A 25,517-nucleotide genomic window follows, 5' to 3' on the forward strand; every position below is an offset into this window, starting at 1 on the left:
TGTTGATGCCTATGCGTGACGGCCTGGTCGACGACGTAGGCGCCACTGCAGTGCGACTCCGGCGAGAATCGCCCCCAGTGCTATTGCGAGCAGACCCGACAACCCCGTGGTGCCGGTCGAAGCCAGTACGGCGTCCGAACCACTCCCACCGTCTGTCGGTGTCGTCTCGCCTGTAGGCGGGACAGCGCTGGCCGACGATGAAGTGCCCGACGGCGCAGAACTGTCCGAGGGCGCAGTCGGTTGGCCACTGGCCGAGAGGACGAGGAACGTCGTCGTGGCATCAGCCGAGTCATTGCCCGCAGGATCGGTTTGGAAGGCGACGACGGTGTGCGTTCCGTCCGACAGCTGCGGCGCCGTCAACGACCAAGTTCCGGCGTCGCCGGCAGTCAGCGCAGCCGTAAGGCCTACCCCCGGGTTTTTCTGGGCAGCGGCGACGATCTGAGTCGTGCCGATCGCATGGCCGTCGACCGCCACCGTGACAGTGTTGCCGACCACGCCCGTGCCGGTGATGGCTGGAGTTGTGTCGTCGGTGGTCGATCCGTCAGCGGGTGCAGTGATCACAGGCGCCGGGGGGACGGGACTGTCGACGGTTTGGGTCAGAGTCGCGCTACTCGGTGCGTAGTTAGTGGTGCCGTTGTAGGTGGCCTCGACGGTGTGCCCGCCCGCGGTCGGTTGGTCGGTGCAGGTCGCCTTCGGTTCCAGGCCCGGGTCGTCAGGACGGTCGAACGTCACTCCCGAACAGACCACGACCGGGTTCTGCGCGTCGGTAACGTCCACGAAGTCGACGGTGGCGTTCCACATGTCGCCGGCGACGTACCCCTCAACGCCGACGGTGTAGGTGACAGATGCGCCGGTGTTCGACGGGTTGGCCGACGACATGAGCGTGGTGCTCGTCGGAGCCCTGTTGACGTGCTGCGTGAATTGCACGGACTCCGATGGCGCGTAGGCGCCGCCGGAATCCCGATAGCACGCGACGATCTGATGGTCGCCGGCACCGAGCAAATAGGTCTTGGTCACGGTGCCGTCGCCGTTCTGCGGCAGCGGGGTGTACGGCGGAACACAGCCATTCCCGAGGGCATCCAGGGTGACCTCGCCGGTAGGCACGGGCTGGTTGTCCGTCGTGGTAGTCACTTCGACGGTGAAGGTAGTGCCGCCGAAAGTGGACGGGTTATTCGTCGGCGTCACCGTGATGGTGGTGGGCGTCGAGACTGGCGCGGGCTCGATCTCGACCGCACCCGCGGTGCAGGCCTGGTCGGTCACGATCGGGCGCGGAACACCGCGCTGGTCGACCACCGGGTGCGTGGGGTCGCCGCACAGGTATACGCCCTGACCATTGATAATCACGCCGGACATTGCGGTGCCGGCCGGAATCACCCCGCTTGCGCTGCTACCCGCTCCCGGGAGCACGGTCTGGGTGAGACCGCCATTGTCGGCCAACCCGTAGTTGCTCGATAGATCCGGCAATTTCAGGCTCTCCAGGCTCACCGTCTGGCTTGTTCCGCCAGGGGTGAACCCGCAGGTGTCGTCGTCGGCGACGTTGTACCCGCTGTCGGTCAAGAAGCCTGTACAGCTGTATTCGTTGGCGGCGAACAGATTCCCGGTCAGCGGCGGGCTGTTGACGCCCGAAATGCCTAGTGTGTTGCCGACGAAGGTGGAAGACACGACAGTCGCGTTTCCATTGCCCATGACAATGCCGCCGCTGAAGCCAGAGTCGCTGGTGCGGATGTTTCCGACGAATGTCGACGAACGCACGGTGAGGTTTGCGCGTGGTCCGACACTCGAGATGCCGCCACCTAGGGCAACGTTGGATCCGCTGTCCGTCGCGGTATTGTTCGCGAACGTCGAATCGGCGACGACAACGGTTCCATTCAGGCTGTAGATGCCGCCGCCGCTGGTGTCTGTGACGCTGGTGTTCTCGATGGTTACACCGCTGATGGTCAACGACGTGTCGGCGGCGACCGAGAAGATGTGGGTAGCGCTATGTTGCCCGTCGAAGGTGGCCGTTACACCGTCGGCGGGTTGGATTGTCAGATCCGTGTCGATGTTCCAGCCGGTCGAGGTAGCGAACGTCGCGGCGGTGCCGCCGTCCGCGACCAGATAGATCGCGGACGCGTCCGTCATCGCGAGTGCGGTGTCCAGCGAGCACGGGCTGCTGACGTCGGTGCAGTCCCCGGACCCGGCCGGTGAGGCGTAGTACTCGCCCGGCGCCGCCACTGCAGCCGGTGCCCCGAACGCGGCGATCGAGCCGACCGCCAACGCGGCCGTGGCGGCGAAAGCCGCCGCGCGGCGGGCCCGGTGCGCACAACTGGAGGCGATCTTCGATGCCATGAACTCTCCTACCAGGGGACGCCGAATCCACGATCACCGAAGTTGGCGACCGCGGCGGCTCCTCAGGCCACCTACCCGCCAACCTGTGTCCCCGCTGGTCAGACCCTACGAGGCGCCCGGCAGACAGTCGACGATCTTAACAGGATTGTTAAGTCCCGCTACGGCCCGCGGAGTTGAAGCCGAAGGCCCCGCGGCCCCGCGGAGGTCGGTCTACGGGTCTGGGACAATTGAGCAATGGAATGGCTCATAATCTCGATCGTTGTCGTCGTGGTGCTCGTGCTGGCCGCGACGACGTTCATAATCAACAAGGGCAAGAAAATCGCCCGGCTCGAAGACGGCCCGGCAAAGGTTAAGGGACGCAGCGACGAGGCGGAACCAAACGCTAGATCGGCAACGGCGACTGCGACGCTCCCGAAACCTTCGGTCGAGACGCCGCCCGCGGACGACGCCGCGAATGCGCCGACCGGCGAGAAGCCCTCTGGTGATACGACGGTCGACGGTACGACGAGCGCTCCCACCGACACCGACACAACCGCACCACCTTCTTCGGCAATCCCGACATCGGCGGAACCGGTCGAGGACATCGTCGTACCGGACAGTCCCGCCGAGCTGGTCGAGCTCGAACAGCCGCCGTCGACGAAGAAGCGCATGGGCCGCCTGCGCGACCGACTCGCGCGGTCCAACTCCGCGTTCGGACGCGGACTGCTCGCAGTCATCAGCAAGGAACAGCTCGACGAGGACGACTGGGAAGATCTCGAGGACAACCTGCTGCAGGCGGACGTCGGCGTCGCCGCGACCACGCACATCGTTGAACAGCTGCGCACGAAGTCCAAGGTCTTAGGTACGGCGTCCCCGGACCAGCTACGCAATCTGCTCGCCGACGAGCTCGTCGAGGCGCTGAGCCCCGAGATGGATCGCACCGTCCGCAGCAAGTCGACCGACGGGAAGCCCGCGATCGTGATGGTCGTCGGCGTCAACGGCACCGGTAAGACGACGACGTGCGGCAAGCTCGCTCGAGTACTTGTCGGCGATGGCAACACGGTCCTGATGGGCGCGGCGGACACCTTCCGAGCCGCCGCCGCCGACCAGTTGCAGACCTGGGGAGAGCGGGTCGGAGTCGACGTAATCCGCGGCCCGGAGCAAGCCGACCCCGCCTCGGTAGCGTTCGACGCGGTCAAAGAAGGCATCAGCCGCAACGTCGACACCGTGCTGATCGACACAGCCGGCCGGCTCCACACGAAGATCGGACTCATGGACGAGCTGGGCAAGGTCGGCCGTGTGATCGCCAAACACAAGCCGATCGAAGAGACGCTGCTTGTGCTGGACGCGACGACCGGGCAGAACGGCGTCGTACAGGCGAAGGTGTTCACCGAGGTCGTTGACATCACCGGCGTCGTACTGACCAAGCTCGACGGGTCTGCCAAGGGCGGCATCGTGATCTCCGTGCAGCGTGAGCTCGGCGTACCGGTCAAACTGGTCGGACTCGGCGAGGGCAAGGACGACCTCGCCCCGTTCGATCCACGCGAGTTCGTCGAGGGTCTCCTCGCGAACGGTTAAGGAGAGGTACGGCGCCCGCGAGCCGTGCGTTCCAACGCACGACTCGCGACTTCGTCTGTCTTCGTCCTCACCTCCGTACAAATGTATGGTTCGGCAGCGCCGCGGACGAAGCCTTGCTGTCGATCGGCACATATGTACGATCAATGCACTGAATTTGCAAAGAGTGGCACGTCGGGGACGCGGAGGTCACCCTTGAGTGCCGCTGCCCGTGTTTAGCCTCGAAACCGAAATCGCACGCACCGGAGTGACGGATGGTCCGTTTTCGTGACGGATCGCGCGTCAGAGACGGCTGGGGTCGAAGCCGAACGGTAGTTCAAGCCGGTGCGCGGCGAGTAGTTCTGTGTCGGCCAGCAACTCGCGGGTCGGCGCGTCGGCGACGATGACGCCACCGGACAGTACCGTCGCCCGGGGGCACAGTTCCAGCGCGTAGGGCAGGTCATGCGTGACCATGAGGATGGTGACCTCGAGCGAGCGGACGATTTCGGCGAGTTCGCGCCGGCCGGCGGGGTCGAGGTTGCTGGACGGCTCGTCGAGCACGAGGATGTCGGGCCGCATGGCCAGCACCGTCGCTACCGCGACTCGGCGCCGTTGCCCGAACGACAGGTGGTGCGGCGGCCGTTCGGCGTACTCGCGCATACCTACCAGGTCGAGCGCCTCGTCGACGCGTGCGTCGAGTACGGCGCCACGCAGTCCGAGGTTGGCCGGACCGAATGCGACGTCCTGACGCACGGTCGGCATGAACAGCTGGTCGTCGGGATCCTGAAACACAATCCCTACCCGACGACGTATCTCCATGAGGTTGTCGTCGGCGACCGCCATACCGGTGATCTCGACGCTCCCGTGCCCGGCGCGCAGGATCCCGTTGAGGTGCATGACCAGCGTGGTCTTGCCGGCGCCGTTAGGCCCGAGTAGCGCGACCCGTTCGCCGCGCTCGACGCGCAGATTGACGCCGAACAGCGCCTGGTTGCCGTCCGGGTATCGGTAGGCGAGGTCGCGCACGTGAAGGGACGCGATCGCGTCGCCGTCGGTCATGTGGTCATCCAGCACACCGCAACGGTAACGATTGCCGCCGCCGGCATTGCAAGGGCCGCGGCCCATTGACGGCGGCGAGTATGTGCAGGCTCGTCGCCCGCGAACGTCGGCAAGGAGCCGGCGTACCCGCGCGCCAGCATCGCCAGGTGCACCCGTTCGCCGCGCTCATAGGTCCGCACAAACAGAGTTCCGGCCGAGGCAGCCACGGCGCGCGCATGACCGAGGTGGCGCGGGGCGAAGCATCGCGCCTCGCGGGCGATCCGCATTCGCCGTACGTCGTCGGTGATCACCGAGGCGTAGCGCAGCATGAACGACATGATTTCGACGATGATCGACGGCAGTCGCAGCCGCTGCAGCCCGGTCACCAGCTCCGTGGGTCGGGTCGTCGCAGCGAGCTCGATTGCCGCGATTACGCCGATGCTGCCCTTGAGCAAAATGGCGGCGCCGGCGACCAGGCCGGATTCGGACAACGACATCCCGAGGACGTCGACGCGTGGGCCGCCGGCGAAGACGGGCAACAAGAACGCAAAAATGACGAACGGTACTTCGATGACCATCCGTCGTACGACGAACCAGAACGGAATCGACCCGAGCACCCCGACTAGGGCGAGGATGAGGACGTAGATCGGGTACGGCCACCAGATCGCCCGCGGCGTGCATACGACCGCAAACACGAATAGAACGGTGGCCACGATCTTGCGATGCGCGGCCAGTTGGTGCAGGCGAGAGTGGTGTTCGAGGAATCCCGCGTGCGCGTGTCCGGAGGCCACGGCGGCTCAGGCGCCGATGTCGGTGGCTTGACGCTCCGGCGCTGCCCGGCGACGACCGATGAGGACGAAAAGTCCGGCTCCTATGCCGCCGACCGCGATGACGCCGATGACTCCAGCGATGCCGACCGATGCGCGGTCACTGCCGACGCCCTTGACCGAGTAGCCGGCTAGTGGGGAGTCCTCGACGCTGTGCGCGCGTTCTTTGGCATTGAGGCCCTTGTCGGCGGCCACCTTCTCGAGACCGTCGGGACTTGAGGAAGCGTAGTAGCTCAGGCCGCCGGCCACGACTATGGCCGCCAAGAACAGTCCGATGAGTACGCCGCGTACTGACTTCTTCGTCGCCATCATTTCTTCTCCTCCGTGCTCGCTGCTGTCCGGGCGGCGGAATTGAACCCCGCGGATTTGGCATCACCCGCAGGACGTACTTCTAGCGGCGCACTCAACCCGCGGGCGGCGTACACAAGGTCCGGCCGCACCGCCACGATCGCGGCGACGGTCAGCGCGGTAATGATGGCTTCACCGATCCCGATCAGCACGTGCACGCCAACCATGGCGGTAAACACGGCGCCGATAGACATGTCAACCTCGCCGCCGATCGCGAAGATGAGGGTGAAGACGGCGGCGGCCGCCGGAACCGAGATCAGCGCACCGACGAACGCCGCAGGTACGACCGATTGCGGCTTCTTCGGTAAGAATCGCAACACCAACTTGGTGACGGCGAACCCGACTACGACAGTCACGATGGCCATGTCGGTGATGTTGGTGCCCAACGCGGTCAGCCCGCCGTCGGCGTACACGAGGCCCTGCATCAGTAGGACGATGGAGACACAGAGCACGCCCGTATACGGCCCGACGAGCACGGCGGCCAGGGCGCCGCCAAGCAAGTGACCGCTGGTCCCGTTCGCGACCGGGAAGTTGATCATCTGGGCCGCGAAGATGAACGCCGCGACGACCCCGGCCAGCGGCGCCGTACGCTCGTTGAGCTCGCGTCGCGCACCGCGGACACTGACCGCGATGGCGGCGACGGCGATGACACCGGTCGCCACGGATACAGGCGCATTGATGAATCCGTCGGGGACATGCATGGTGCGTACCTCGCGTTGGTTGTGGACGTTGATCTGTGAGCGGTAACGGCGGGTCGGCCCGGGCTACATGGTCGAAGGTGCCGTTGTCGCATAAGGTGGGGCCGCGGCTTCCGGCTTGTTGCCATTATTTTGCAATAACGGTGAACACACAAGGTAACGCGTCACATCGCAGAGGTCTGCACCGGATCTCATGGAACTTACACAGGTTGAAGGGCGACCATAGATACGTGAGGAACACAAAGGTCTGGTCGCGCCGCGTCCAGCCGGGTATCAGCACTCTGCTGCGCGTGGTGATGGGCGTGGTGTTCCTCATCGCCGGCGTGTCCAAGCTCGAGAACCTGGCCATTGCCGAACTGTCCGTCAAGTCATACGAACTGCTACCCAACGACGTCGCCTCCGTGGTCGGAATCGTGCTGCCGATCCTCGAGGTCGCCCTTGCGGTGCTCCTGCTGCTTGGTATTGGCATCCGTGTCACTGCCATTGTGCTGTCCCTGATGCTGGTCGCCTTCATCATCGGGATCGGCTCGCTCTGGGCGCGTGGAATCGTCGCCCAGTGTGGCTGTTTCGGCGGCACTTTGATCATGACCAAGGCCCCGTCGTACCCGTTGGAGATCGCCCGCGACAGCCTGATGCTGCTCGCCACGATCTGGCTGGTGATCTGGCCGCGCACATTCTTATCCATCGACGGCTGGCTAGCCCGGAGAAGCACCGACTCCGACGACCTCAACGAAATCACCCAGGATGAAGGAGAAAGCAAGGATGGCGAAAACCACGAAGAAGCCGACGAGTACGAGGGTCGTCTCCAACGCTCGTAAGTCGGCGCCCGGTGGTCGCCGCAGCCAGCAGACGACCTTCATCATCGTCGCTTCGGTCATCGCGGTAGCGGTGATAATCGGCGGAATTATCGCTATCAACCGTGCGAGCAACGATAAAGCCAAGACCGCGGCTGCCAACGACGCGAAATCCGTCGCCGAACTGAAGGCCGGTGTGAAGAAGATCGCCGCGGCGATTCCGGCGGACTTCCCCAAGAGCACCGTCACCCCGGACGCGATTGTGATCGGCAATGAGGCTGCGCCGGTCACGGTAGACATGTGGATCGACATGCAGTGCCCCGCGTGCAAGCAATACGAGGCGCAGGCCGAGGACACTCTTCAGAAGGATGTCATGGCTGGAGACGTGATCCTCCACGTGCATCCGACCGCGATCCTGAATCGGATGTCGTCGACCAACTACTCGAGTCGGGCCGGGAACGCCGTTGTGTGCGGCGCCCAGCAGGGCAAGTTCACGGCGTTCCAAAACGCGTTGTTCGCCTACCAGCCGGAGGAGAACAGCGCCGGGCTGACCGACAAGAAGCTGATTCAGATAGGCGTCGCCGCCGGCTTGGACGAGGCATCCCTCACGACGTGCGTCAACAAGTCTGAGCAAGCATCGTGGATCGATAACTCAACGAAGGCGTTTGCTAAGAATGGCTACAACTCCACGCCGACCGTGCTGGTCAACGGCAAGCAGATGCAGCAGGGCACTCTTGACGAGTTGACCGCGGCGATCGCGGCCGCGAAGGCCGCGAAGTAAAGCCCGCTCAGCGGTGCGGTGGGTACGGCGACCGCCGGCCATTGCTGTCCCATACGAAGCGCGGAATGAGCGACGCGACCGCGCCGAGTGAGTAGGCGAGGCGTTCGATGTCCTCACCGGCGAAGAGCGGGGATACTTGCGCGCCGATACGGTGACCATGGATTGCGATCATCCAGGTGTTTGGCGTAGCCATCACCGCTTCGACGGCCCGAGGATGCAGGATCGCCGTGGCGTAGCGCGCGAATTGCGCGTGATCGATACCGGTCGAAGGCGCGCCTGGCATCGAGTCCGTAACCCGGAACCGACGGTTGAAATCTCCGCTCTCGATGTCGACGTCCGATGAGACCGGTGAGGCGCCAGGAAGGTTAGCGGACAGCACCAGAGTCGGCAGCGCCTGCGGGAGGTTGATCCATACGTATCCCCAGGAAGGCGCTTTGAGCCGGCTGTTCCTGGTCCACAGGTTGCTCTTGGTCACCGCATACCCGGCGGACGTTAGTTGGAGTTGGCCGCCCGGTGGCCCGGTCGGCAACGCGATGACGGCATTGACGACAAGGCCCCGCGGAAATTCTGGATGCTTGCCGCGCGCGGGGTTTGACACTGACTCGATGTCCCGCACCGCGGCTATTGCCGCGGGCGCGTCACCGATCGGCCAGCGTCCGCTGATGCGTCGCGACTGGGCGGCGGATCTGAAGGTGGTGTAGGTCGCGATACCGAATAACGCGAGTAAGGCGAGGACCACTCCGCCGCCGGCGAGGATCTTGGTTGCCGTACTTGGGTGCCCGCTGATCAACCGGACGAGCATCCCGATTGCGAGGGCACCGAGCCCGATGACTCCCAGAGCGCAGCCGACATTGACAAGTGGCGGCCGCTTGAGGCGGGGGTCAGGAGGTGATTGCATGTCTTGAGCAGCCTATCGGCCGAACCCGGGTTGCGTGTCAGATACGTGCGGGTGGTTCGCGATGCGAACTATCCGCGCGACATCTGCTGCTGAGCGAGGTCACTGGGCAAAGGCTCGTAACCGAGAGGATTACGCGTGAAGGTGCCTGTGCCGCGTGTGATCGAACGCAGGTCTATGACATAGCGCAGTAGCTCGGTCTGCGGCACCTCGGCCTGCACGATGGTGTGTCCGGGAGGTTCGGGTTCAGTGCTGAGTACCCGCCCGCGGCGCGTTTGCAGATCCGTCATCACGGCGCCGACGTATTCATCGTCGATTCGGATCGTGACGGAGTCGACCGGCTCAAGAAGGCTGATCGCGTCAGGCTGAGCGGCGGCTTCTCGGAGGGCGAGCGCGCCGGCGAGCTGAAACGCCATGTCGCTCGAGTCGACCGAATGTGACTTGCCGTCGGTCAGCGTGACTCGCACGTCAACCAGTGGATAGCCAGCCAGGCACCCCTTCTGCATTTGCACCCGCACCCCCTTCTCGACGCTGGGTATGAGATTGCGCGGTACGGCGCCGCCGACGATCTTGTCGACAAACTCAAAGCCGGCGCCCCGCGGAAGAGGTTCCACAGTGATCGTGCAGACGCCGAACTGGCCGTGTCCACCACTTTGCTTGACGTGCCGGCCCGTGCCGCTGGTCGCGGTCGCGAACGTCTCGCGCAGCGCCACACGCACCGGTTCGGGTTCGACTCGGACGGCGTACCGCTCTTCCAACCGGCCGAGTAGGAGGTCGACGTGCGCCTGTCCCAACGTCCACACCACCAGCTGGTGGGTCTCGGTGTTTCGCTCTAAACGCATTGTGGGATCTTCGGTGGCCAGCCGCTGTAGGGCGCTGCCAAGCTTGTCGTCGTCTGACTTACTGACCGCCCTGATCGCTACCGGCAGAAGAGCCTCGGGCAGCTGCCATGGCTCGATGAGGGCCGGTGCGTCCGGGTCGCTCAGGGTGTCTGCGGTCTGAGCGCCAAGCAGCTTCGCAACGAAACAGATGTCCCCGGAGATGGCTTCGGACTTCGTCCGCAGCGTTTCGGCCAGCGGCGAGGACAGAACACCCGTGCGCTCATCGTCGTCGTGATCGGGGTGACCGTTGATCTGATGATCGGTGAAGCGTTCGAGGTGGCCCGAGACGTGGACCCGGACATCGGGGCGCAGCGTACCGCTGAAGACGCGTATCAGGCTGACCCTGCCGACGAACGGGTCGCTCGTCGTGCGGATGACCTCGGCGATCAGTGGCCCATCAGGGTCGCAGCGCAACTGGGGGACTGCCGAGCCGTAGAGCCCGATCACATTGGGTGGGCCATGAAGAGTCGGTGGCGGGAAACCCGACTCCATCAGAAAGAGCACTTCGTGTGTGCCGACGCGCTCGCTGGCCGACGGCACCACCGGAAAGCACGTGCCATGCGCGATCGCGATCAGCAGATCGGCGATGAGCACGGCAGCGTCCGGTTCGCTGCCCGCGAGATAGCGCTCAAGCAACGTGTCATCCTCGGACTCCTGGATGACGGTCTCGATCAGTGCCGTACGCCGACCGGCCATAATCTCGCATTCGGCGTCGGTTGCCGCACGCACGATCGGCTCGCGATCGCGATCGCGATAGTCGTGCACCCGCCGAGACAAGAGCTCGAAATTGCCGATTATGGCGCCTTCCTCGTTGCGTAACGGCTGATAGAGGGCGACGACGCCGGCGCCGAATGCGTCCTGACAGACCGCGAGAGTCTCCGCGAAACTGGTGCGCGCGGCATCCAGCTTGGTGATCAGGATGCCGCGCGGCATATTCACCGCAGCGCATTCCTTCCATAGGGCGACGGCTTGTCCGTCGACGCCGTCCGCGGCAGAAATAACGAACAGTGCCGCGTCGGCGGCGCGTAAGCCGGCGCGCAACTCTCCTGCGAAGTCGGCGTACCCGGGCGTATCAATCACATTGAGGACGGTCTGCCCATTTGACACCGAGGCCACGTTGAGCTGTACCGACCGGCTTTCGCCCACGGTTTTGCGGCGGTAACCCTCTGTGGTCGCCGCGATGAGGCGTTCGAACAGTTCGGACTTGCCCGCGCCGCTGGGCCCGACCAGGACAACGTTGCGCAGTTGCGCGGGGTCGGTCACTTCGGGAGCCGCATCGAGCGGTGGACCCTTCGGACCCATGCTGCCCACACTCGTCGTTTGTCGAGCATCGCGCAAGGGTCGTGCCGATTTCTGATCGACTGAGATCGCCGCAAGGTGAATTCGGCGTGACAAGGGTCAGGCGGTGAGCGCCGTACGGTCGTCGGGTCGACGCATTACTCTGTATGTTCAGTGCCGTACGACGCCCGCGCACGGGTACGTCGAGGTTTGACCGCAACACCCCCAAGGAGTTCGCCTCGTGTTTGACACGCTGTCCGATCGGCTAGAGAACGTATTCTCCGGTCTTCGTAGCAAGGGCCGCCTGACCGACGCCGACATCGACGCGACCGCGCGGGAGATCCGGATCGCGCTGCTCGAGGCCGATGTGGCGCTGCCTGTCGTGAAGGCGTTCATCGCATCGGTCAAGGAACGTTCGAAGGGCGCCGAGGTCTCCAAGGCGCTTAATCCGGCCCAGCAGGTCATCAAGATAGTCAACGAGGAACTGGTCAATATCCTCGGCGGTGAGACCCGGCGGCTGCAATTCGCCAAGACGCCGCCGACCGTGATCCTCCTCGCCGGTCTGCAAGGTGCGGGTAAGACGACACTTGCCGGCAAGCTCGGTAAGTGGCTCAAGGCTCAGGGACACTCGCCGATGCTCGTCGCTTGTGACTTGCAGCGCCCCAACGCGGTCACCCAGCTGCAGGTGGTCGGCGAGCAGGCCGGCGTCGAGGTCTATGCACCCGAACCCGGTAACGGCGTCGGAGATCCGGTCTCGGTCGCGCTCAACTCGATCGAAAACGCTAAGCATGCGATGCATGACGTCGTCGTGGTCGACACGGCCGGGCGCACCGGCATCGACCAAGAGATGATGCAGCAGGCGATCGGCATCCGCGACGCCGTGCAGCCCAACGAGATCCTGTTCGTTATCGACGCGATGATCGGCCAGGACGCCATCAACACGGCCCAGGCATTCCGGGACGGGGTCGGTTTCACCGGCGTCGTACTGTCCAAGCTGGACGGCGACGCACGCGGTGGTGCGGCACTGTCGGTGCGGCACGTGACCGGGCAGCCGATCATGTTTGCCTCCACTGGCGAGAAGCTTGACGACTTCGACGTATTTCACCCCGAGCGGATGGCCTCGCGGATCCTCGGCATGGGTGACATGCTCACGCTGATCGAGCAAGCGCAACAGACCTTTGACGAGGATGAGGCTCAGCAACTCGCCGACAAGGTCGCCTCGGGCAACAAGTTCACACTCGAGGACTTCCTCGAGCAAATGCTCGCTATCCGGCGGATGGGATCCTTGAGCAGCATCCTCGGCATGATGCCCGGTGGCGGTCAGATGAAGGAGCAGCTCGCGAGTGTTGACGAGCGTGACATCGACCGCACGGCGGCGATCATCCGGTCGATGACTGCCGAGGAACGCGCCAATCCCAAGATGATCAACGGATCGCGCCGCCTGCGAATATCCAAAGGATCAGGGGTCACCGTCGCCGAGGTCAACAACCTGGTTAACCGGTTCTTCGAGGCACGCAAGATGATGCAGCAAATGACCGGTGGGCTCGGGCTTCCCGGGATGAAGCGTCGGTCTAAACCCGCCAAGGGGAAAAAAGGCAAAAAGGGTAAGAAAGGCGGCGCGCGTCCGCACCGGCCTAACCCCGGAGGCATGGGGCTTCCCCCGGGCTTTGGTGGCGGCAGTCCTGGTGGGCCTGGTGGGATGCCGCAGCTGCCGGGCGGGATGAAGCTGCCGGACTTGTCAAAACTCAATCTGCCTAAGGAGTAGCGCACACATGACCGGACGCACTCGTACGCCGGCCACGCCGCTGCACTTCCGTGGCGTGCTGCTGCCGGGCGATGATGAACGCGACATCTACGTCTCCGATGGCGTGCTGAGCTTCGAACCGGTCCCTGGCGCTGAAACCGTTTTGAACGGCGGCTGGATTGTGCCGGGTCTGGTCGATGCGCATTGCCATGTCGGCCTCGATGAACACGGATTCGACGACGCCAAGGTCCGTGGGCACGCCGAGACCGACCGGGACGCCGGCGTCGCGACCCTTCGCGACTGCGGTTCGGCGTTGGATACCCGCTGGATGGACGACGACGTCGACATGCCGCAGGTGATCCGCGCCGGTCGGCATATCGGTCGGCCAAAGCGCTACATCGCCGGAATGGCGGTCGAAATCGACCCCGCGGACTTCACCGCCGAGGTTGAGCGTCAGGCCAAAGCGGGCGACGGCTGGGTCAAGATCGTCGGTGACTGGATCGACCGTGGTAGGGGAGACCTGGCCCCGCTCTGGCCCCGTGAACAGCTGACCGCCGGCATGCAGCGCGCACACGAACTGGGAGCCAAGGTCACCGCGCACACCTTCTGCGAAGAAGCGATCCCGGACCTTATCGAGTCCGGGATCGACTGCATCGAACACGGCACCGGCATCACCGACGACATCCTCGCCACCATGGCAGAACGCGGCACCGCGCTGGTGCCTACCGTCATCAACATCGCCAACTTCCCGGGGTTCGCCGCTGCGGCGACGAAGTATCCGACGTACGCCGCGCACATGCTCGCACTTCATGAATCGATGCCGACCCGAATCCGTAATGCATACGAAGCCGGTGTGCCGATCTACGCCGGAACCGACGCCGGCGGCTCAATTCCACATGGCACGATCGGTAAAGAGGTCCAGGCGCTACACGGCGTCGGGCTAAGTGCGTTTGACGCGCTGGGCGCGGCATCCTGGCGGGCGCGCGAATGGCTCGGTGTGCGTGGTGTCGAGGAGGGCGCGCCGGCTAACTTCTCTTGCTACGCAAGCAATCCGCTCGACGATCTCGGCGTACTCGACGATCCGGCCTGCGTCGTACTGCGTGGTCGGATCTACTGAGACCGACGCACGTAAGATTGCCGCCATGGCAAAAAAGAGCGTCCTGACGCCGCAGTCTGAAGACTTCCCCCGCTGGTACCAAGATGTCGTGGCGAAGGCCGAGATGGCCGACAACGGTCCGGTCCGCGGCACGATGGTCATCCGGCCGTATGGCTACTCAATCTGGGAGCGCATGCAGTCCGAGATGGATACACGGATCAAGGACGCCGGAGCCAAGAATGCCTACTTCCCGCTGTTCATTCCTCAGTCGTACCTGACGAAAGAAGCCGATCACGTCGAGGGTTTCGCGCCCGAACTCGCGGTCGTCACCCACGGCGGCGGCAAAGAGCTTGAGGAACCGATCGTCGTACGTCCGACTTCTGAGACGGTCATCGGCGAGTACATGGCGAAGTGGATTAACTCCTACCGGGACCTGCCTCTGCTGCTGAACCAGTGGGCCAACGTCGTGCGCTGGGAACTTCGGCCGCGAATCTTCCTGCGCACCAGTGAGTTTCTGTGGCAAGAGGGTCATACTGCGCATGCGACCCGCGAGGATGCCGCGGCGTACGCCCACCACATCCATCGCGAGGTCTACGAGGACTTCATGGTCAACGTGCTCGCGATGCCGGTCATCCGCGGACGCAAGACGGCCAGCGAGCGATTCGCCGGCGCGATCAACACGCTTGCCCTAGAGGCGATGATGCGCGACGGTAAAGCGTTGCAGATGGGCACCTCGCACGAGCTCGGCCAGAACTTCGCCAACGCCTTCGGCATCAAGTACCTCGCCTCGTCGGGCACGCAAGAGGTCTGCTGGACAGCCTCATGGGGTACGTCGACGCGGATGATCGGTGGCCTGATCATGTCGCACGGTGACGATGCGGGCCTGCGGATACCGCCGCGGCTCGCACCGATCCAGGTACTCGTGATGATTGTCAAGGACGGCGACGGCGTCAGTGAGGCCGCCGCTGCGATCGTCGCGGACCTGAAGGCCGCCGGCGTACGGGTCGAACTCGATGACCGCACCGACACGGCGTTCGGGCGACGCGCCGTCGACGCCGAGCTCAAGGGCATTCCGGTGCGCGTCGAGGTCGGTCCTCGTGACGTCGCAGAGGGCAAGGTGACCGTCGCCCGCCGGATCGGCGGCGGTAAAGAGCCGATCGCGTTCGAGTCCGCGGCCGCTTTGGTGACCCGCGCGCTCGACGAGGATCATCAGGCGCTGTACGACGAGGCGCTGGCGCACCGCGAGAACAACACGGTCGACGTGCGGACCATCGGGGAAGCGGCCGAGGCCGCGGCGACCGGGTTCGCGCGGATCCCGTGGGCGACGCTCGGAGTCGCGGGAGAGAAGGAACTGGCCGCATCAGCCATCACCGTGCGCTGTCTCGTGCGCCCAGACGGCGAGATACCCGAGTCCGACGACGAGGACGGCGCGCTGGCCGTCGTGGCCCGCGCCTACTAAAGCTGTGCAATCGGGCACGCCGCTACCGGTGAGCGTGGGCCGTCTGGCAGAATGGCGTGGTTGATGTTCGACGTTACGACCGGCCCTCTACCGAAGTCGTGGCCCGAATCAATTTACGAGTTGGTGGCCACAGCGCAACCCCACGCGCCACACCGCCGACTCACCCGAATTTCCGGATGGAGCAGTAACAAAAAAGTGGCAACCAAAATCAAGCTCATGCGTATGGGCAAAAAGCGCGCGCCGTACTACCGCATCGTCGTCGCAGATGCCCGCACGAAGCGTGATGGACGCTCGATCGAGACGATCGGCAAGTACCACCCCAAGGAAGAGCCGTCGTTCATCGAGGTCGACTCCGAGCGTGCGCAGTACTGGCTGACCGTCGGCGCGCAGCCGACCGACGCGGTCGCCGCGATCCTCAAGGTGACCGGTGACTGGCAAGCCTTCAAGGGCGAGTCCGCTCCTGAGCCGATGAAGGTCAGGGAGCCCAAGCCGGACAAGAAGGCCGCCTACGAGGCAGCTCTCGCGGGTGCGCAGGTCGATGCCGACACCACCGCTACGACGCCGAAGAAGAAGAAGGCGCCAAAGGCCGACGCCCCTAAGGCCGACGCCCCTAAGGCCGATGGCGCCAAGGGCGACGAGGCTAAGAGCGAGCCCGCCAAGGACGAGAAGTAGTGCTCGAAGAGGCCCTCTCGCACCTCGTGCGCGGGATTGTGGCCAACCCCGATGACGTGCAGGTCGACATGGTGACGACCCGTCGCGGTCGGGTCCTTGAGGTCCGGGTGCATCCCGATGATCTGGGTAAGGTCATCGGCCGCAGCGGTCGCACGGCCAAGTCACTCCGTCAGGTTGTCTCCGCCGTCGGCGGCAAGGGTATTCGCGTCGACGTGGTCGACGTCGACGAGTAACAACTCACTGCTCTGCCAGATTGTGGGCAGGTGGATCGAGCTTTCGATCTGCCTGCCCACAACTGTTTTCCGGCACCCGAACGAGCGGTCCGCATCGTGCGCGCGTTCTGGGTGTGAAAGGCCGGGAGTGCCTGCTTAGGATGGGTCTCTCATCATTGACGTCGTGGAGGTCTGCATGCAGTTGGTCGTCGGGCGGATCGGAAAGGCGCACGGCATCCGTGGCGAGGTCAACGTCTCTTTGCGCACTGACGAACCGGAGGACCGGTTCGCCATTGGATCGGTGATCGTGACCGACCCACCCGAACGGGGACCGTTGACGGTTACCTCGATGCGATTCGCGTCGGGGCGTCTCGTCGTCGGCTTCAAGGAGGTCGCCGACCGTACTGCCGCCGAGAAGTACCAGGGGACCATGCTCGTGGTCGACACCGACGACCTGCCGGCGATCGACGATGACGACGAGTACTACGACCACGAGCTGGTCGGAATGCGTGCAGTCATTTCCGAGTCCGAAACCGATTCTGACACCGAGTCCGCGTCCGAGCTCGTCGTTGGTGTCGTGATCGACGTAGTGCACGGATCCGGAGGCGACACGTTGGTGATCAAACCGGCCGGCTCCCACGGGCGCCGCGAGCTGCTGATCCCGTTCGTTCGTGCGATCGTGCCCACTGTCGACCGGGCGGCCCGGGTGATCTACCTCGACCCGCCTGACGGGCTGCTCGACCTGTGAACGACCCGTCGCTGCGCCTCGATGTCATCACGGTCTTCCCTGGGTATCTCGCGCCCGTACATGAGTCGCTGGTGGGTAAGGCCATCGAGCGCGGCCAGATCTCATTCGGCGTACACGATCTTCGACGTTGGACGCACGACGTCCATCATTCGGTCGATGACTCGCCGTACGGCGGTGGCCCGGGCATGGTGATGAGACCGACGATCTGGGGCGACGCGCTCGACGAGATCCTCACTGCTGACGCGACGCTGATAGTGCCGACGCCGGCAGGTCGGTTGTTCGACCAGTCCGTCGCGCACGAGTTGGCGGCAGAGTCGCACCTCGTGTTCGCGTGCGGCCGTTACGAGGGCATCGACCAGCGCGTAGTCGACGACGCGGCGCGCAAGGTCACCGTCCGCGAGCTGAGCATTGGCGACTATGTCCTGGCCGGTGGGGAAGTGGCCACACTTGTCATGATCGAGGCGATCGCCCGCTTGCTCCCCGGCGTACTCGGCAACTCGGAGTCGGCGGTCGACGACTCGCACTCCAACGGGCTGCTGGAAGGACCGTCGTACACCAGACCCGAGAGCTGGCGCGACCTTGACGTGCCGGCCGTCTTGCGCTCGGGCAACCACGCGGCGATCTCCCGGTGGCGTCGGGACGAATCGCTGCGTCGTACCGCTGTACGACGCCCCGACCTTTTAGACAAGATCGCACCCGGGCAGTTGGACCGCCGGGACCGTGAGATATTGGATCCGGACACCGGGTCGTAGCATCGTCGCGCGAGATCTGCTCGACGTTGAGCAACATCACGTGGGCAAGAACCACCCCGCGCTACCAATGGAAGTCGCGATAGTGCACAATTAACGGGTTGCCCATTTAGGAATCCGTCGATTCCGGCACGCGCGGCGACACCCACAACTTGCCACCGCAGCGCGGTACGACGCTGCCAACGGTGGGCGTAGCTTGACCGAACAACGTACATAAGGCACCGGGCGCGACCAGCCGGCCCGGGGCAGATGACTGAAGGAAGCGACCTAGCCATGAACGTGCTTGACTCCATTGACGCGGACACCCTCCGCGAAGACATCCCGGCGTTCCGCCCCGGTGACACGGTCAAGGTGCGGGTGAAGGTCGTCGAAGGCACCCGCTCGCGTATCCAGGACTTCCAGGGCGTTGTCATTCGCCGCCACGGTGCGGGCGCACGTGAAACGTTCACCGTCCGCAAGATCAGCTCTGGCGTTGGCGTCGAGCGCACCTTCCCGGTGCACACCCCGGTCATCGAGGCCATCGAGGTCATGACCCGCGGTGACGTCCGTCGCGCCAAGCTCTACTACCTGCGCAACCTTCGCGGCAAGGCAGCCAAGATCAAAGAACGCCGCTTCAAGTAGCGCGTCCCGCTCCACGCACGCTTGTCCCACGGTCCATCCGGGCCTGGGCGGCGTGCGTTTTGCGTTTGCCGTCCGCTCGCCGGTAATAGCGTGTCCGGTTCGAAGCTTTGGTTCAGTCGACGGCAGATCTAGCGTTTGGTCAACGCGCGTGGGAGAAGTTCGGCGCGATGAACGGCGACCGTACGCGACGTCCAGGTACTGGGGGATTGGTCGAGGCAGAAAACGTAGGTCCGCCGCTCCCGGCTAGCGATTTATGAATGGGCGGCGCGTCTGGGAGCGTGATGGGTCCTCGGGTCCAGACATGGTTGGACGGCGTGAATCGCAACGGTGCGTGTGGACCCAATATGGACTGCTCGATGATTGGGGTGTCCGATTGCGGACCGATCAGATCGCACTGGGCCGCTAGCTAGCGATCCAAAACCCGAGCGGCCAGCGGGGACCACGGAGTGCTCACAGGATGAGCAGGCCGGTAACCACAGCGAACAGTGCTGCACGGGCGGTTTCCGTTCGGCACGTCTAATTGCCGAACGAAGCGACTGCCCGTTCCGGCACACCGCGAGTGCGATGACGGGATGCCACGGCGAAACCGGCCCAGAAAACAAGCACGAAGACGAGGACGTTGAGCGCCGGTCCGACAACCTGGTCCACCGAAAGAAACGGCGCAGATATCAGCCCATTGGTGATGACCACGCAGACCCAAACCCCGCCGACTAGCAGCAGCCCGGCTACCGCCTGACGCCGGTCGGTCGACCTGACCAGCGCAAGAGCGCCAGCGACCATCAGCAAGACAGTCAACGGCCCTCCAGGTATCCACGCGAGCACCGGAACATTCGGCGATCTTCCGGTGAGCGCACCGGTATGCCACAACCACGTGACGGTGGCGCCGGCAATAAAAATGAGTGCCGGCCCCAGCGCGAGGCGACGGACCTCACCGCGGTGATAACCGATCCCCACCAGCACTAACAAGCCCACCAGCAGCAGCGCCGTCGGCGCCAGCGGCACCGTCCAGGTGAATGAGCCGAGTGGCCGGTAGAGCTGACGAGCCGCTAAAAACGCGAGCGGGACAGCCGATCCGAGCGCCAGCAGCACGACCAGCCGTCGGTGTCCCCGCCACGCGGCTGCCAGCACCGTCAGCGAAACCGCGACCGCGGCGAGAATCGTCCAGATCGTCGCGTGCGGGTGAATGAACCTGACATCTACCTGCCCGGTCACCGGGTTGAGTGTACTGACGCTGGCGTTCCGCGGCGCGCGGGCAGTCACACCGACATACAGCGATCCTGCAATCACCACGGACACCAGCAGCAGCGCGTAATTCGCCGCTGCCGCACACGCCCAGTTCACGCGGCCCCACACCGCCCGCGCCCTCATCTCGCCGCCGCTTCATGAGGTGGCGAGGCACCGAGACGCGGGCCACCGACGAGTATCGCCACAACGACGACCGCACCTATCGCCACGGCGCCGTTGCCCAGTATCTGAGCGATCACCGCGGGCGGGTACACCGAGACAAATAGCGCCGGTAACGCGGCGTACCAGCCGATCGCGAGCAGCCCGACACTCACGACCGCGACCCTGCGGGAGGCGGCGCCACCAATCAGCACCGCCGCACCCAGGATCATGACCGCCGCCACTATGCCATCGCCAGCCGGGACCAGCCAGTTCAGTACCGAGACCTCCACCCGCGTTCCGAACAAGCCCGCATGATGAGCAAGGGCGGCACCGATCAGCAGCAGGAACACCCACGCCCCGCGGCTGCGCCGCGCGGGCGCGGAGCTGAGGACACCGATCCCGGCCAGCACGCAAAACGCGGCGACCACCACACCCACGGCCGACTGCCCGGCCAGCCATGCCCCGATTGCGAGAACCCCACCCGCGGCACAGCACACCGCGGGCGCCACGCGTAGGCGCATCATCCTCAACCCGACCGCGCCCAGGACGCAGGCACTGACCGCTAGTTCCGCGATCGGTATGGACGTGCCACCGTCATACGAGGCGGAGGAGGTGAGTACCTGTGTGATACCGACATACCGCGCCGATGGCACCCGAGCCCCGGTGAAGGCCATGAGGATACTGACCGCCAGCAGTGCCAGCGCCGACATGAGGGCGTGCGGCACCAGGCTGGCCGTCGCCGCCTTACCCAGGCGAGCGCCGTCCCGGGCCCGATCGGTCACCGCCGAACCATACGCCCGCGCCCGCATCAACACTCCGTGCATGACGAGATTCGCCGCATCGGCGAACGTCCACCTGACGCCCGCGGCCAGTGACTCCACCAGCATGCCGAGCATCTCCGTTTCGCGGAACTGTCGCCAAGACCGCGGATACGCGCGCAGTAGTCGCTGATAACGCCGGACGATATGCTCCTCCACCAGTCGCGTGGGCTCGGTTGCGTTCATCGTGCCTGCGCCCCGTGCGCGTTCAGTCCGCGAAGTCGCCGCCCCGTGGCGCGCGCCATCGCGGCCCGCGCCGCCGTTTCTTCAGTCAGCACCGCCACGCCGGTAGCGGTGAGCCGGTAGTAGCGACGCAACCGCGACTCGATTACCTCTTCGTGGTCGACGACCACCAGCCCTTCGTTCGTCAGACGGTCCAGCGCCGCATACAAGGTGCCGGCCCGGATCTTCACCGCGCCACCAGATAGCTCTGTGGCATCACGCATGATCGCGTAGCCGTGCCGCGGCTGGTCGGCCAGTGCCGCGAGGATCAGGTAGGTCGATGTCTGTAACGACGAGTGTGTCATTCAACTAGCATATACCGTTCATCGATATATGCTAGTGTGCGGAGAGCGACGACCACGCACTCCTCGCGCATCGATGAGCACGATCGTGGCATCACCGAGCGGCCGCCTGAGCTGCAGCGTAACGATGTTCGAGACTGAGTAATTCCTGTTGCGGTCGCCGATCATTGACTTACCGGATCTGTACGCTGGTCCCAAATTCGGGCGCCGCGATCGTTGAGCACGGCGCGAATCATGTTGAGACGGTCGGCGCCTTGCTGTGACAGGATTCTTGGCTGGTTGGACCCTGATACTTGGCTATAGCCTGCGTGGTTGGACGAGGAGGCGCATGGACGATCACTTCCGACAACGGTTACGTCACCCGTGGTCTGCGGCGGCGCGGTTGCGCTTGGTGGCCGGGATCCTGGCCGGAGTGCTGACTGGTGGTTTCGCGGCCTGGGCCTATTAAGGCGGTTTCTTCCGGCCGCTCTCGCACACCTTCGGGTTGTGGATCCTCACCGTCGCGCTGGTCAGTGCCCGCCAGCTGCGCCGGTCGGCAGTAGCGGCCTCTTGTCTGGCGCTGCTGGCCGCCGTTTTGGCATTCTATGTCGGGAAGAAGGTCATGTGCGGCATCCGCTGCCCGGATATGCCGTACTCGCTGAACATAGTGCAGCTCGCCGAGTGGGATGTGCTGGCGGTGATTGTCGGCGCGATTCTCGGCGCTATCTTCGCTGACATTGGCGCCGATGGCCGCCGCGGCGCTATTGCCGCAGCGGTCGCCGTTGGCCTGTTGGCCGCCGACGCCTACCGCCGCACCGACAACTATCCGGCCGAGGGGCAGGTGGTGATCGGCTTTGCCGTCCTGGCGGTCATCGCAGTTCTCGCGGTGGCCGTCCGGACGCCCCGCCACCTGTCAGCGATCGCGGCCTGGGCCGTGCCGACCGCCCTGATCGGCTACGGGCTGGTCTCTGCGCCGGACGCCATCGAGCAACTCTTGATCACTGGCAGTCTGTGATCCTGAGCGAGGCTTTCGCTGACCCGAGCCTGTCATCCGCGCTCGATCAGGCTCGGGTCGGACGGATGATCTCCCGTTATGGCGGCTACGTCAGTAGTCCGCACATCGGGCTCGGGACACCGCTTCCAACACTGGAAATATATCGTGGACGTTGGCGGCACCGCGGCCGGCAATCCGGCGTTGCTGTGTAATAAGCCGGGCGCCCCACGCATCAATACAGTCTCGACGGCCGCGCAACGATCGCTGCGGACACCGCCTTACGAGCCGTGTGGGCCCGGGTCTGGCGTGGGTACGTTGCCGCGTATTCACGGCGTTGCGCGCAGAGTCGCACCGTCGGCGGCACACGAGGGCGCGCGCGATTCGCCCGTTCGATAGGTGCTGGAATATCACCACGGTGTACGACGAGGTCCTTCACCGCTAAAGAGCGTGCGCTGACCTAGGCTAAGACACGATGACCGAACGTACCCGGAGTGACGATGCCTCCGACGACCAGGGCGACAACCGTGACAGCAACGCGGATGATCCGCGCCCGCAAGTCGGGGATCCGGTTGCTGCCCAGGAATCGACAACTGACGAATCGGGCTCGCCCGACGCCGATCTGACGGACTCAAGCGACCGGGCCGACGACGACCAGCGCCATCGGCACGGTTTTGCCCAGTGGCTCAAAGAATTGCCGCTCTTGCTGGCGATCGCCTTCGTCGTAGCGCTACTGCTCAAGACCTTCATCGTGCAGCCGTTCTTCATCCCGTCCGGCTCGATGGAGCAGACGTTGCACGGTTGCCCTGGATGCGCGGGCGACAAGATCCTGGTCAACAAGATGAGCTACTGGTTCAGCGATCCTCAGCCCGGCGACATTGTCGTGTTCAAGGGCGACAAAGACTGGGCGCCGGAGTTTAAGTACAACGAGCCGGCCAACGTCTTCGGCCAGGCGTGGACGTGGGTACTGCGCGCGGTTGGCGCGGCACCACCGGACGAGAAGGACTTCGTCAAGCGGGTCATCGCGGTCGGTGGCCAGACCGTGCAGTGCTGCGACGCACAAGATCGAGTGACCGTGGACGGCGTGCCGCTGAACGAGACTTATATTTACATCTCTCCGGACGCCGTACCTGGCAACGCGGACGTGAGCACCTACAAGGAGCAGCAGTTCGGACCGGTGAAGGTACCGAAGGGCCGACTGTTCGTGATGGGCGACCACCGCAACGGTTCGGCCGACTCGCGCTACCACCTCAATGACCAGTACCAAGGGACGATCGCGGTCAGTTCGGTGATCGGCCGCGCGTTCCTAATCGTGTGGCCGCTGGACCGGTTCCACTGGTTGTCGGCGCCGAACACTAAGGTTGCCGCTCTCGAGCCGTACCCCACGAACCCGCCGGCCTCCGGGATCGCCGTCCAAACCCCGTTGCTGGCGGTCCTGCTGATCGCGCCGTTCTCGGTGGCCCGCGAGGTACGCCGCGGTGCTTTGGGTTCGCGCCGGCGACGTAGAGTACGAGGGCGATGACGCCCAACCTTGCCCTTCCGACGGTGCTGCAGCCCGAACGTATCGTCGTACGCCGCAGCGAATCGCTCGGCACGATGGAGTCCGCGTTGACACGGGCCGGGTTCGTGCACATCGCGGGCGCCGATGAAGCCGGCCGCGGCGCGTGCGCGGGGCCTCTGGTCGCCGCCGCATGCATCCTGCCGTCCGGCCGGCGCGGGCAGATCCCGGGCCTCAACGACTCGAAACTCCTCACCGAGAAAGTCCGCGAAGACCTCTACGCCAAGATCGTGGATCGCGCGATCGCCTGGAGCGTGGTGCAGATCCCGGCGCCGCAGGTCGACCGGATCAGGCTGCACGTAGCCAACATTCAGGCGATGCGGCGCGCGATCACCGCGCTCACCCCCACTCCGGCGTACATCCTGACCGACGGATTTCCGGTCGACGGCCTTCCGGGTCCCGCACTCGCGGTCTGGAAGGGCGACCGGGTCGCCTCGTGCATTGCCGCCGCCAGCATCCTGGCGAAGGTCACTCGCGATCGGGTCATGACCCAGTTAGACGAGCACTACCCGGCGTACGGGTTCGCCGTACACAAGGGATACAGCACTCCCGAGCATCAGGCGGCCCTTGCCGCACACGGCCCCTGCGCCGAGCATCGGATGACCTACGCCAATGTACGGCGGGTCAGCGAATTAGCCGGGCGCGGCAATGAGAGACTGGCCGCTGAAGGAGGTCACCGACCATGAGTGCCGAAGACTTAGAGCGATACGAGACCGAGCTGGAACTGCAGCTCTACCGTGAGTACAAAGACATCGCTCGCCAGTTCAGCTACGTCGTAGAGACCGAGCGTCGATTCTACCTCGCTAATTCGGTCGACCTCCAAGTGCGTAACGCCGGCGGCGAGGTCTACTTCGAGCTGCGACTGTCCGACGCTTGGGTCTGGGATATCCACCGGCCCGCCCGGTTCGTCAAAAACGTGCGAGTCGTGACGTTCAAGGATGTCAATGTCGAAGAGCTCGACAAACCCGACCTCGAGGTACCCGGCAACTCCTAGTCCGGTCACCCACCGGGGCGTGTTGCCTTCCTCGCAAGCGAAGAATGGATCGAATGACACACGTCAAACGTTTCGACCACGTCGGCATCACCGTCGCGGACCTTGACGAGGCGACGGCGTTCTTCGTCGGACTGGGTCTCGAAGTCGAGGGCACCGGATCTGTCGAGGGCGAATTCGTCGAGACTGTCTGCGGCATCCCGGGCGCGCACTGCGAGATCGCGATGTTGCGCTCGCCCGGCGACGGTGCACGGCTCGAACTGTCGAGCTTCGTAAAGCCCGACCACGTGCCCGGATCGCCCGCCGCGATGGCCAACGAGCTGGGGATGCGCAACGTGTCCTTCGAGGTCGGCGACCTTCAGGCCGCCGTCGATGCGGTCGCTGCAAACGGATACCGGCTCGTCGGTGGCATCGGTGAATACGAGAACAGCGTGCGGATGGCCTATGTACGCGGGCCCGAGGGAATCATCGTGTCGCTGTTCGAGCAGCTCGGCTAACGCCGCTCAGTTACCCACAAGTGGGTGTGTCGTCCACATTCGAGTTTTTCGCGTGCGCGGTTTGCGATCTCATC

General features: G+C 64.6%; 26 protein-coding genes. 16 read left to right on the forward strand and 10 right to left on the reverse strand.

What is annotated here, in order from left to right:
* Positions 1 to 9 precede the first annotated feature (9 nt).
* A complete protein-coding gene (locus tag CLV47_RS03850) occupies positions 10 to 2,328 on the reverse strand; it encodes a right-handed parallel beta-helix repeat-containing protein (protein ID WP_106347677.1) in 2,319 nt (772 codons plus the stop codon).
* A 234-nt stretch (positions 2,329 to 2,562) separates the two neighbouring features.
* Here CLV47_RS03850 and ftsY point away from each other — a divergent pair, with 234 nt between their 5' ends.
* Entirely contained in the window at positions 2,563 to 3,885 is a 1,323-nt protein-coding gene (ftsY, locus tag CLV47_RS03855) for a signal recognition particle-docking protein FtsY (RefSeq protein ID WP_106347678.1), read from the forward strand.
* 279 nt (positions 3,886 to 4,164) lie between these two features.
* Here the strand turns inward: ftsY and CLV47_RS03860 are convergent, their stop codons facing one another.
* Genes CLV47_RS03860 through CLV47_RS03870 form a run of 4 tightly spaced genes read right to left on the reverse strand, consistent with a single transcriptional unit; the run spans position 4,165 to position 6,772 of the window.
* The gene (locus CLV47_RS03860) at positions 4,165 to 4,932 is read right to left on the reverse strand and encodes an energy-coupling factor ABC transporter ATP-binding protein (protein ID WP_238145209.1); all 768 of its coding nucleotides are present in this window, start codon (positions 4,930 to 4,932) and stop codon (positions 4,165 to 4,167) included.
* Positions 4,914 to 5,687, reverse strand: coding sequence for a cobalt ECF transporter T component CbiQ (gene cbiQ, locus CLV47_RS03865; RefSeq protein WP_106347680.1), 774 nt, complete (start codon positions 5,685 to 5,687; stop codon positions 4,914 to 4,916). Before cbiQ ends, CLV47_RS03860 begins: the two co-directional genes overlap by 19 nt.
* Before the next feature lie 6 nt (positions 5,688 to 5,693).
* Positions 5,694 to 6,035 carry a PDGLE domain-containing protein gene (locus tag CLV47_RS22300; RefSeq protein WP_202862369.1) on the reverse strand — a complete coding sequence of 114 codons (342 nt, stop codon included), beginning with the start codon at positions 6,033 to 6,035 and terminating at the stop codon, positions 5,694 to 5,696.
* A complete protein-coding gene (locus CLV47_RS03870) occupies positions 6,032 to 6,772 on the reverse strand; it encodes an energy-coupling factor ABC transporter permease (protein ID WP_202862370.1) in 741 nt (246 codons plus the stop codon). The genes CLV47_RS22300 and CLV47_RS03870 overlap by 4 nt, the downstream gene beginning before the upstream one ends.
* A gap of 227 nt (positions 6,773 to 6,999) precedes the next feature.
* On the opposite strand from CLV47_RS03870, the gene CLV47_RS03875 reads away from it, so the two are divergent.
* A complete protein-coding gene (locus CLV47_RS03875; RefSeq protein WP_106347681.1) occupies positions 7,000 to 7,587 on the forward strand; it encodes a MauE/DoxX family redox-associated membrane protein in 588 nt (195 codons plus the stop codon).
* Positions 7,532 to 8,344 carry a DsbA family protein gene (locus tag CLV47_RS03880; protein ID WP_170110947.1) on the forward strand — a complete coding sequence of 271 codons (813 nt, stop codon included), beginning with the start codon at positions 7,532 to 7,534 and terminating at the stop codon, positions 8,342 to 8,344. Before CLV47_RS03875 ends, CLV47_RS03880 begins: the two co-directional genes overlap by 56 nt.
* A gap of 7 nt (positions 8,345 to 8,351) precedes the next feature.
* On the opposite strand, the gene CLV47_RS03885 is transcribed toward CLV47_RS03880, so the two are convergent.
* Positions 8,352 to 9,242, reverse strand: coding sequence for a hypothetical protein (locus CLV47_RS03885; RefSeq protein ID WP_106347683.1), 891 nt, complete (start codon positions 9,240 to 9,242; stop codon positions 8,352 to 8,354).
* 68 nt (positions 9,243 to 9,310) lie between these two features.
* Positions 9,311 to 11,422 carry an elongation factor G-like protein EF-G2 gene (locus CLV47_RS03890; protein WP_106347684.1) on the reverse strand — a complete coding sequence of 704 codons (2,112 nt, stop codon included), beginning with the start codon at positions 11,420 to 11,422 and terminating at the stop codon, positions 9,311 to 9,313.
* A 217-nt stretch (positions 11,423 to 11,639) separates the two neighbouring features.
* Between CLV47_RS03890 and ffh the strand changes: the two genes are divergently transcribed.
* The 8 genes from ffh to rplS all read left to right on the forward strand — a co-directional run bounded on the left by ffh (position 11,640) and on the right by rplS (position 18,699).
* Positions 11,640 to 13,163: a signal recognition particle protein gene (gene ffh / locus CLV47_RS03895; protein WP_106347685.1), complete on the forward strand. Its 1,524-nt coding sequence runs from the start codon at positions 11,640 to 11,642 to the stop codon at positions 13,161 to 13,163.
* A gap of 7 nt (positions 13,164 to 13,170) precedes the next feature.
* Complete coding sequence (locus tag CLV47_RS03900; RefSeq protein ID WP_106347686.1) at positions 13,171 to 14,259, forward strand: amidohydrolase family protein; 1,089 nt, start codon at positions 13,171 to 13,173, stop codon at positions 14,257 to 14,259.
* Between the two features lie 25 nt (positions 14,260 to 14,284).
* Entirely contained in the window at positions 14,285 to 15,697 is a 1,413-nt protein-coding gene (gene proS / locus CLV47_RS03905; RefSeq protein ID WP_106347909.1) for a proline--tRNA ligase, read from the forward strand.
* Positions 15,698 to 15,892: 195 nt separating this feature from the next.
* On the forward strand, positions 15,893 to 16,369 hold the full coding sequence (gene rpsP / locus CLV47_RS03910) for a 30S ribosomal protein S16 (protein WP_106347910.1): 477 nt from the start codon (positions 15,893 to 15,895) through the stop codon (positions 16,367 to 16,369).
* Positions 16,369 to 16,602 carry an RNA-binding protein gene (locus CLV47_RS03915; RefSeq protein ID WP_106347687.1) on the forward strand — a complete coding sequence of 78 codons (234 nt, stop codon included), beginning with the start codon at positions 16,369 to 16,371 and terminating at the stop codon, positions 16,600 to 16,602. Before rpsP ends, CLV47_RS03915 begins: the two co-directional genes overlap by 1 nt.
* Positions 16,603 to 16,777: 175 nt before the next feature.
* Complete coding sequence (gene rimM / locus CLV47_RS03920; protein ID WP_106347911.1) at positions 16,778 to 17,329, forward strand: ribosome maturation factor RimM; 552 nt, start codon at positions 16,778 to 16,780, stop codon at positions 17,327 to 17,329.
* Positions 17,326 to 18,081 carry a tRNA (guanosine(37)-N1)-methyltransferase TrmD gene (trmD, locus tag CLV47_RS03925; protein WP_238145211.1) on the forward strand — a complete coding sequence of 252 codons (756 nt, stop codon included), beginning with the start codon at positions 17,326 to 17,328 and terminating at the stop codon, positions 18,079 to 18,081. Before rimM ends, trmD begins: the two co-directional genes overlap by 4 nt.
* 270 nt (positions 18,082 to 18,351) lie before the next feature.
* On the forward strand, positions 18,352 to 18,699 hold the full coding sequence (gene rplS, locus CLV47_RS03930; protein WP_106347688.1) for a 50S ribosomal protein L19: 348 nt from the start codon (positions 18,352 to 18,354) through the stop codon (positions 18,697 to 18,699).
* A gap of 516 nt (positions 18,700 to 19,215) precedes the next feature.
* Here the strand turns inward: rplS and CLV47_RS03935 are convergent.
* The 3 genes from CLV47_RS03935 to CLV47_RS03945 all read right to left on the reverse strand — a co-directional run bounded on the left by CLV47_RS03935 (position 19,216) and on the right by CLV47_RS03945 (position 21,430).
* Positions 19,216 to 19,911 (reverse strand): hypothetical protein, encoded by a 696-nt coding sequence (locus CLV47_RS03935; RefSeq protein ID WP_146135271.1) that lies wholly within the window; start codon positions 19,909 to 19,911, stop codon positions 19,216 to 19,218.
* Positions 19,912 to 20,063: 152 nt separating this feature from the next.
* A complete protein-coding gene (locus CLV47_RS03940; protein ID WP_106347690.1) occupies positions 20,064 to 21,089 on the reverse strand; it encodes a hypothetical protein in 1,026 nt (341 codons plus the stop codon).
* Positions 21,086 to 21,430, reverse strand: coding sequence for a PadR family transcriptional regulator (locus CLV47_RS03945; RefSeq protein ID WP_106347691.1), 345 nt, complete (start codon positions 21,428 to 21,430; stop codon positions 21,086 to 21,088). Before CLV47_RS03945 ends, CLV47_RS03940 begins: the two co-directional genes overlap by 4 nt.
* A 481-nt stretch (positions 21,431 to 21,911) precedes the next feature.
* Between CLV47_RS03945 and CLV47_RS03950 the strand changes: the two genes are divergently transcribed.
* The 5 genes from CLV47_RS03950 to CLV47_RS03970 all read left to right on the forward strand — a co-directional run bounded on the left by CLV47_RS03950 (position 21,912) and on the right by CLV47_RS03970 (position 25,443).
* A complete protein-coding gene (locus CLV47_RS03950) occupies positions 21,912 to 22,421 on the forward strand; it encodes a DUF6518 family protein (RefSeq protein ID WP_106347692.1) in 510 nt (169 codons plus the stop codon).
* A gap of 451 nt (positions 22,422 to 22,872) precedes the next feature.
* Positions 22,873 to 23,919: a signal peptidase I gene (lepB, locus tag CLV47_RS03955; protein ID WP_106347693.1), complete on the forward strand. Its 1,047-nt coding sequence runs from the start codon at positions 22,873 to 22,875 to the stop codon at positions 23,917 to 23,919.
* A complete protein-coding gene (locus CLV47_RS03960) occupies positions 23,916 to 24,641 on the forward strand; it encodes a ribonuclease HII (protein ID WP_202862371.1) in 726 nt (241 codons plus the stop codon). Before lepB ends, CLV47_RS03960 begins: the two co-directional genes overlap by 4 nt.
* The gene (locus CLV47_RS03965) at positions 24,638 to 24,949 is read left to right on the forward strand and encodes a DUF2469 domain-containing protein (RefSeq protein ID WP_106347694.1); all 312 of its coding nucleotides are present in this window, start codon (positions 24,638 to 24,640) and stop codon (positions 24,947 to 24,949) included. Before CLV47_RS03960 ends, CLV47_RS03965 begins: the two co-directional genes overlap by 4 nt.
* 53 nt (positions 24,950 to 25,002) lie before the next feature.
* Positions 25,003 to 25,443, forward strand: coding sequence for a VOC family protein (locus CLV47_RS03970; protein WP_106347695.1), 441 nt, complete (start codon positions 25,003 to 25,005; stop codon positions 25,441 to 25,443).
* Positions 25,444 to 25,517: the final 74 nt, after the last annotated feature.

Origin of the sequence: Antricoccus suffuscus, assembly GCF_003003235.1 — a bacterium.
Lineage (GTDB): Bacteria > Actinomycetota > Actinomycetes > Mycobacteriales > Antricoccaceae > Antricoccus > Antricoccus suffuscus.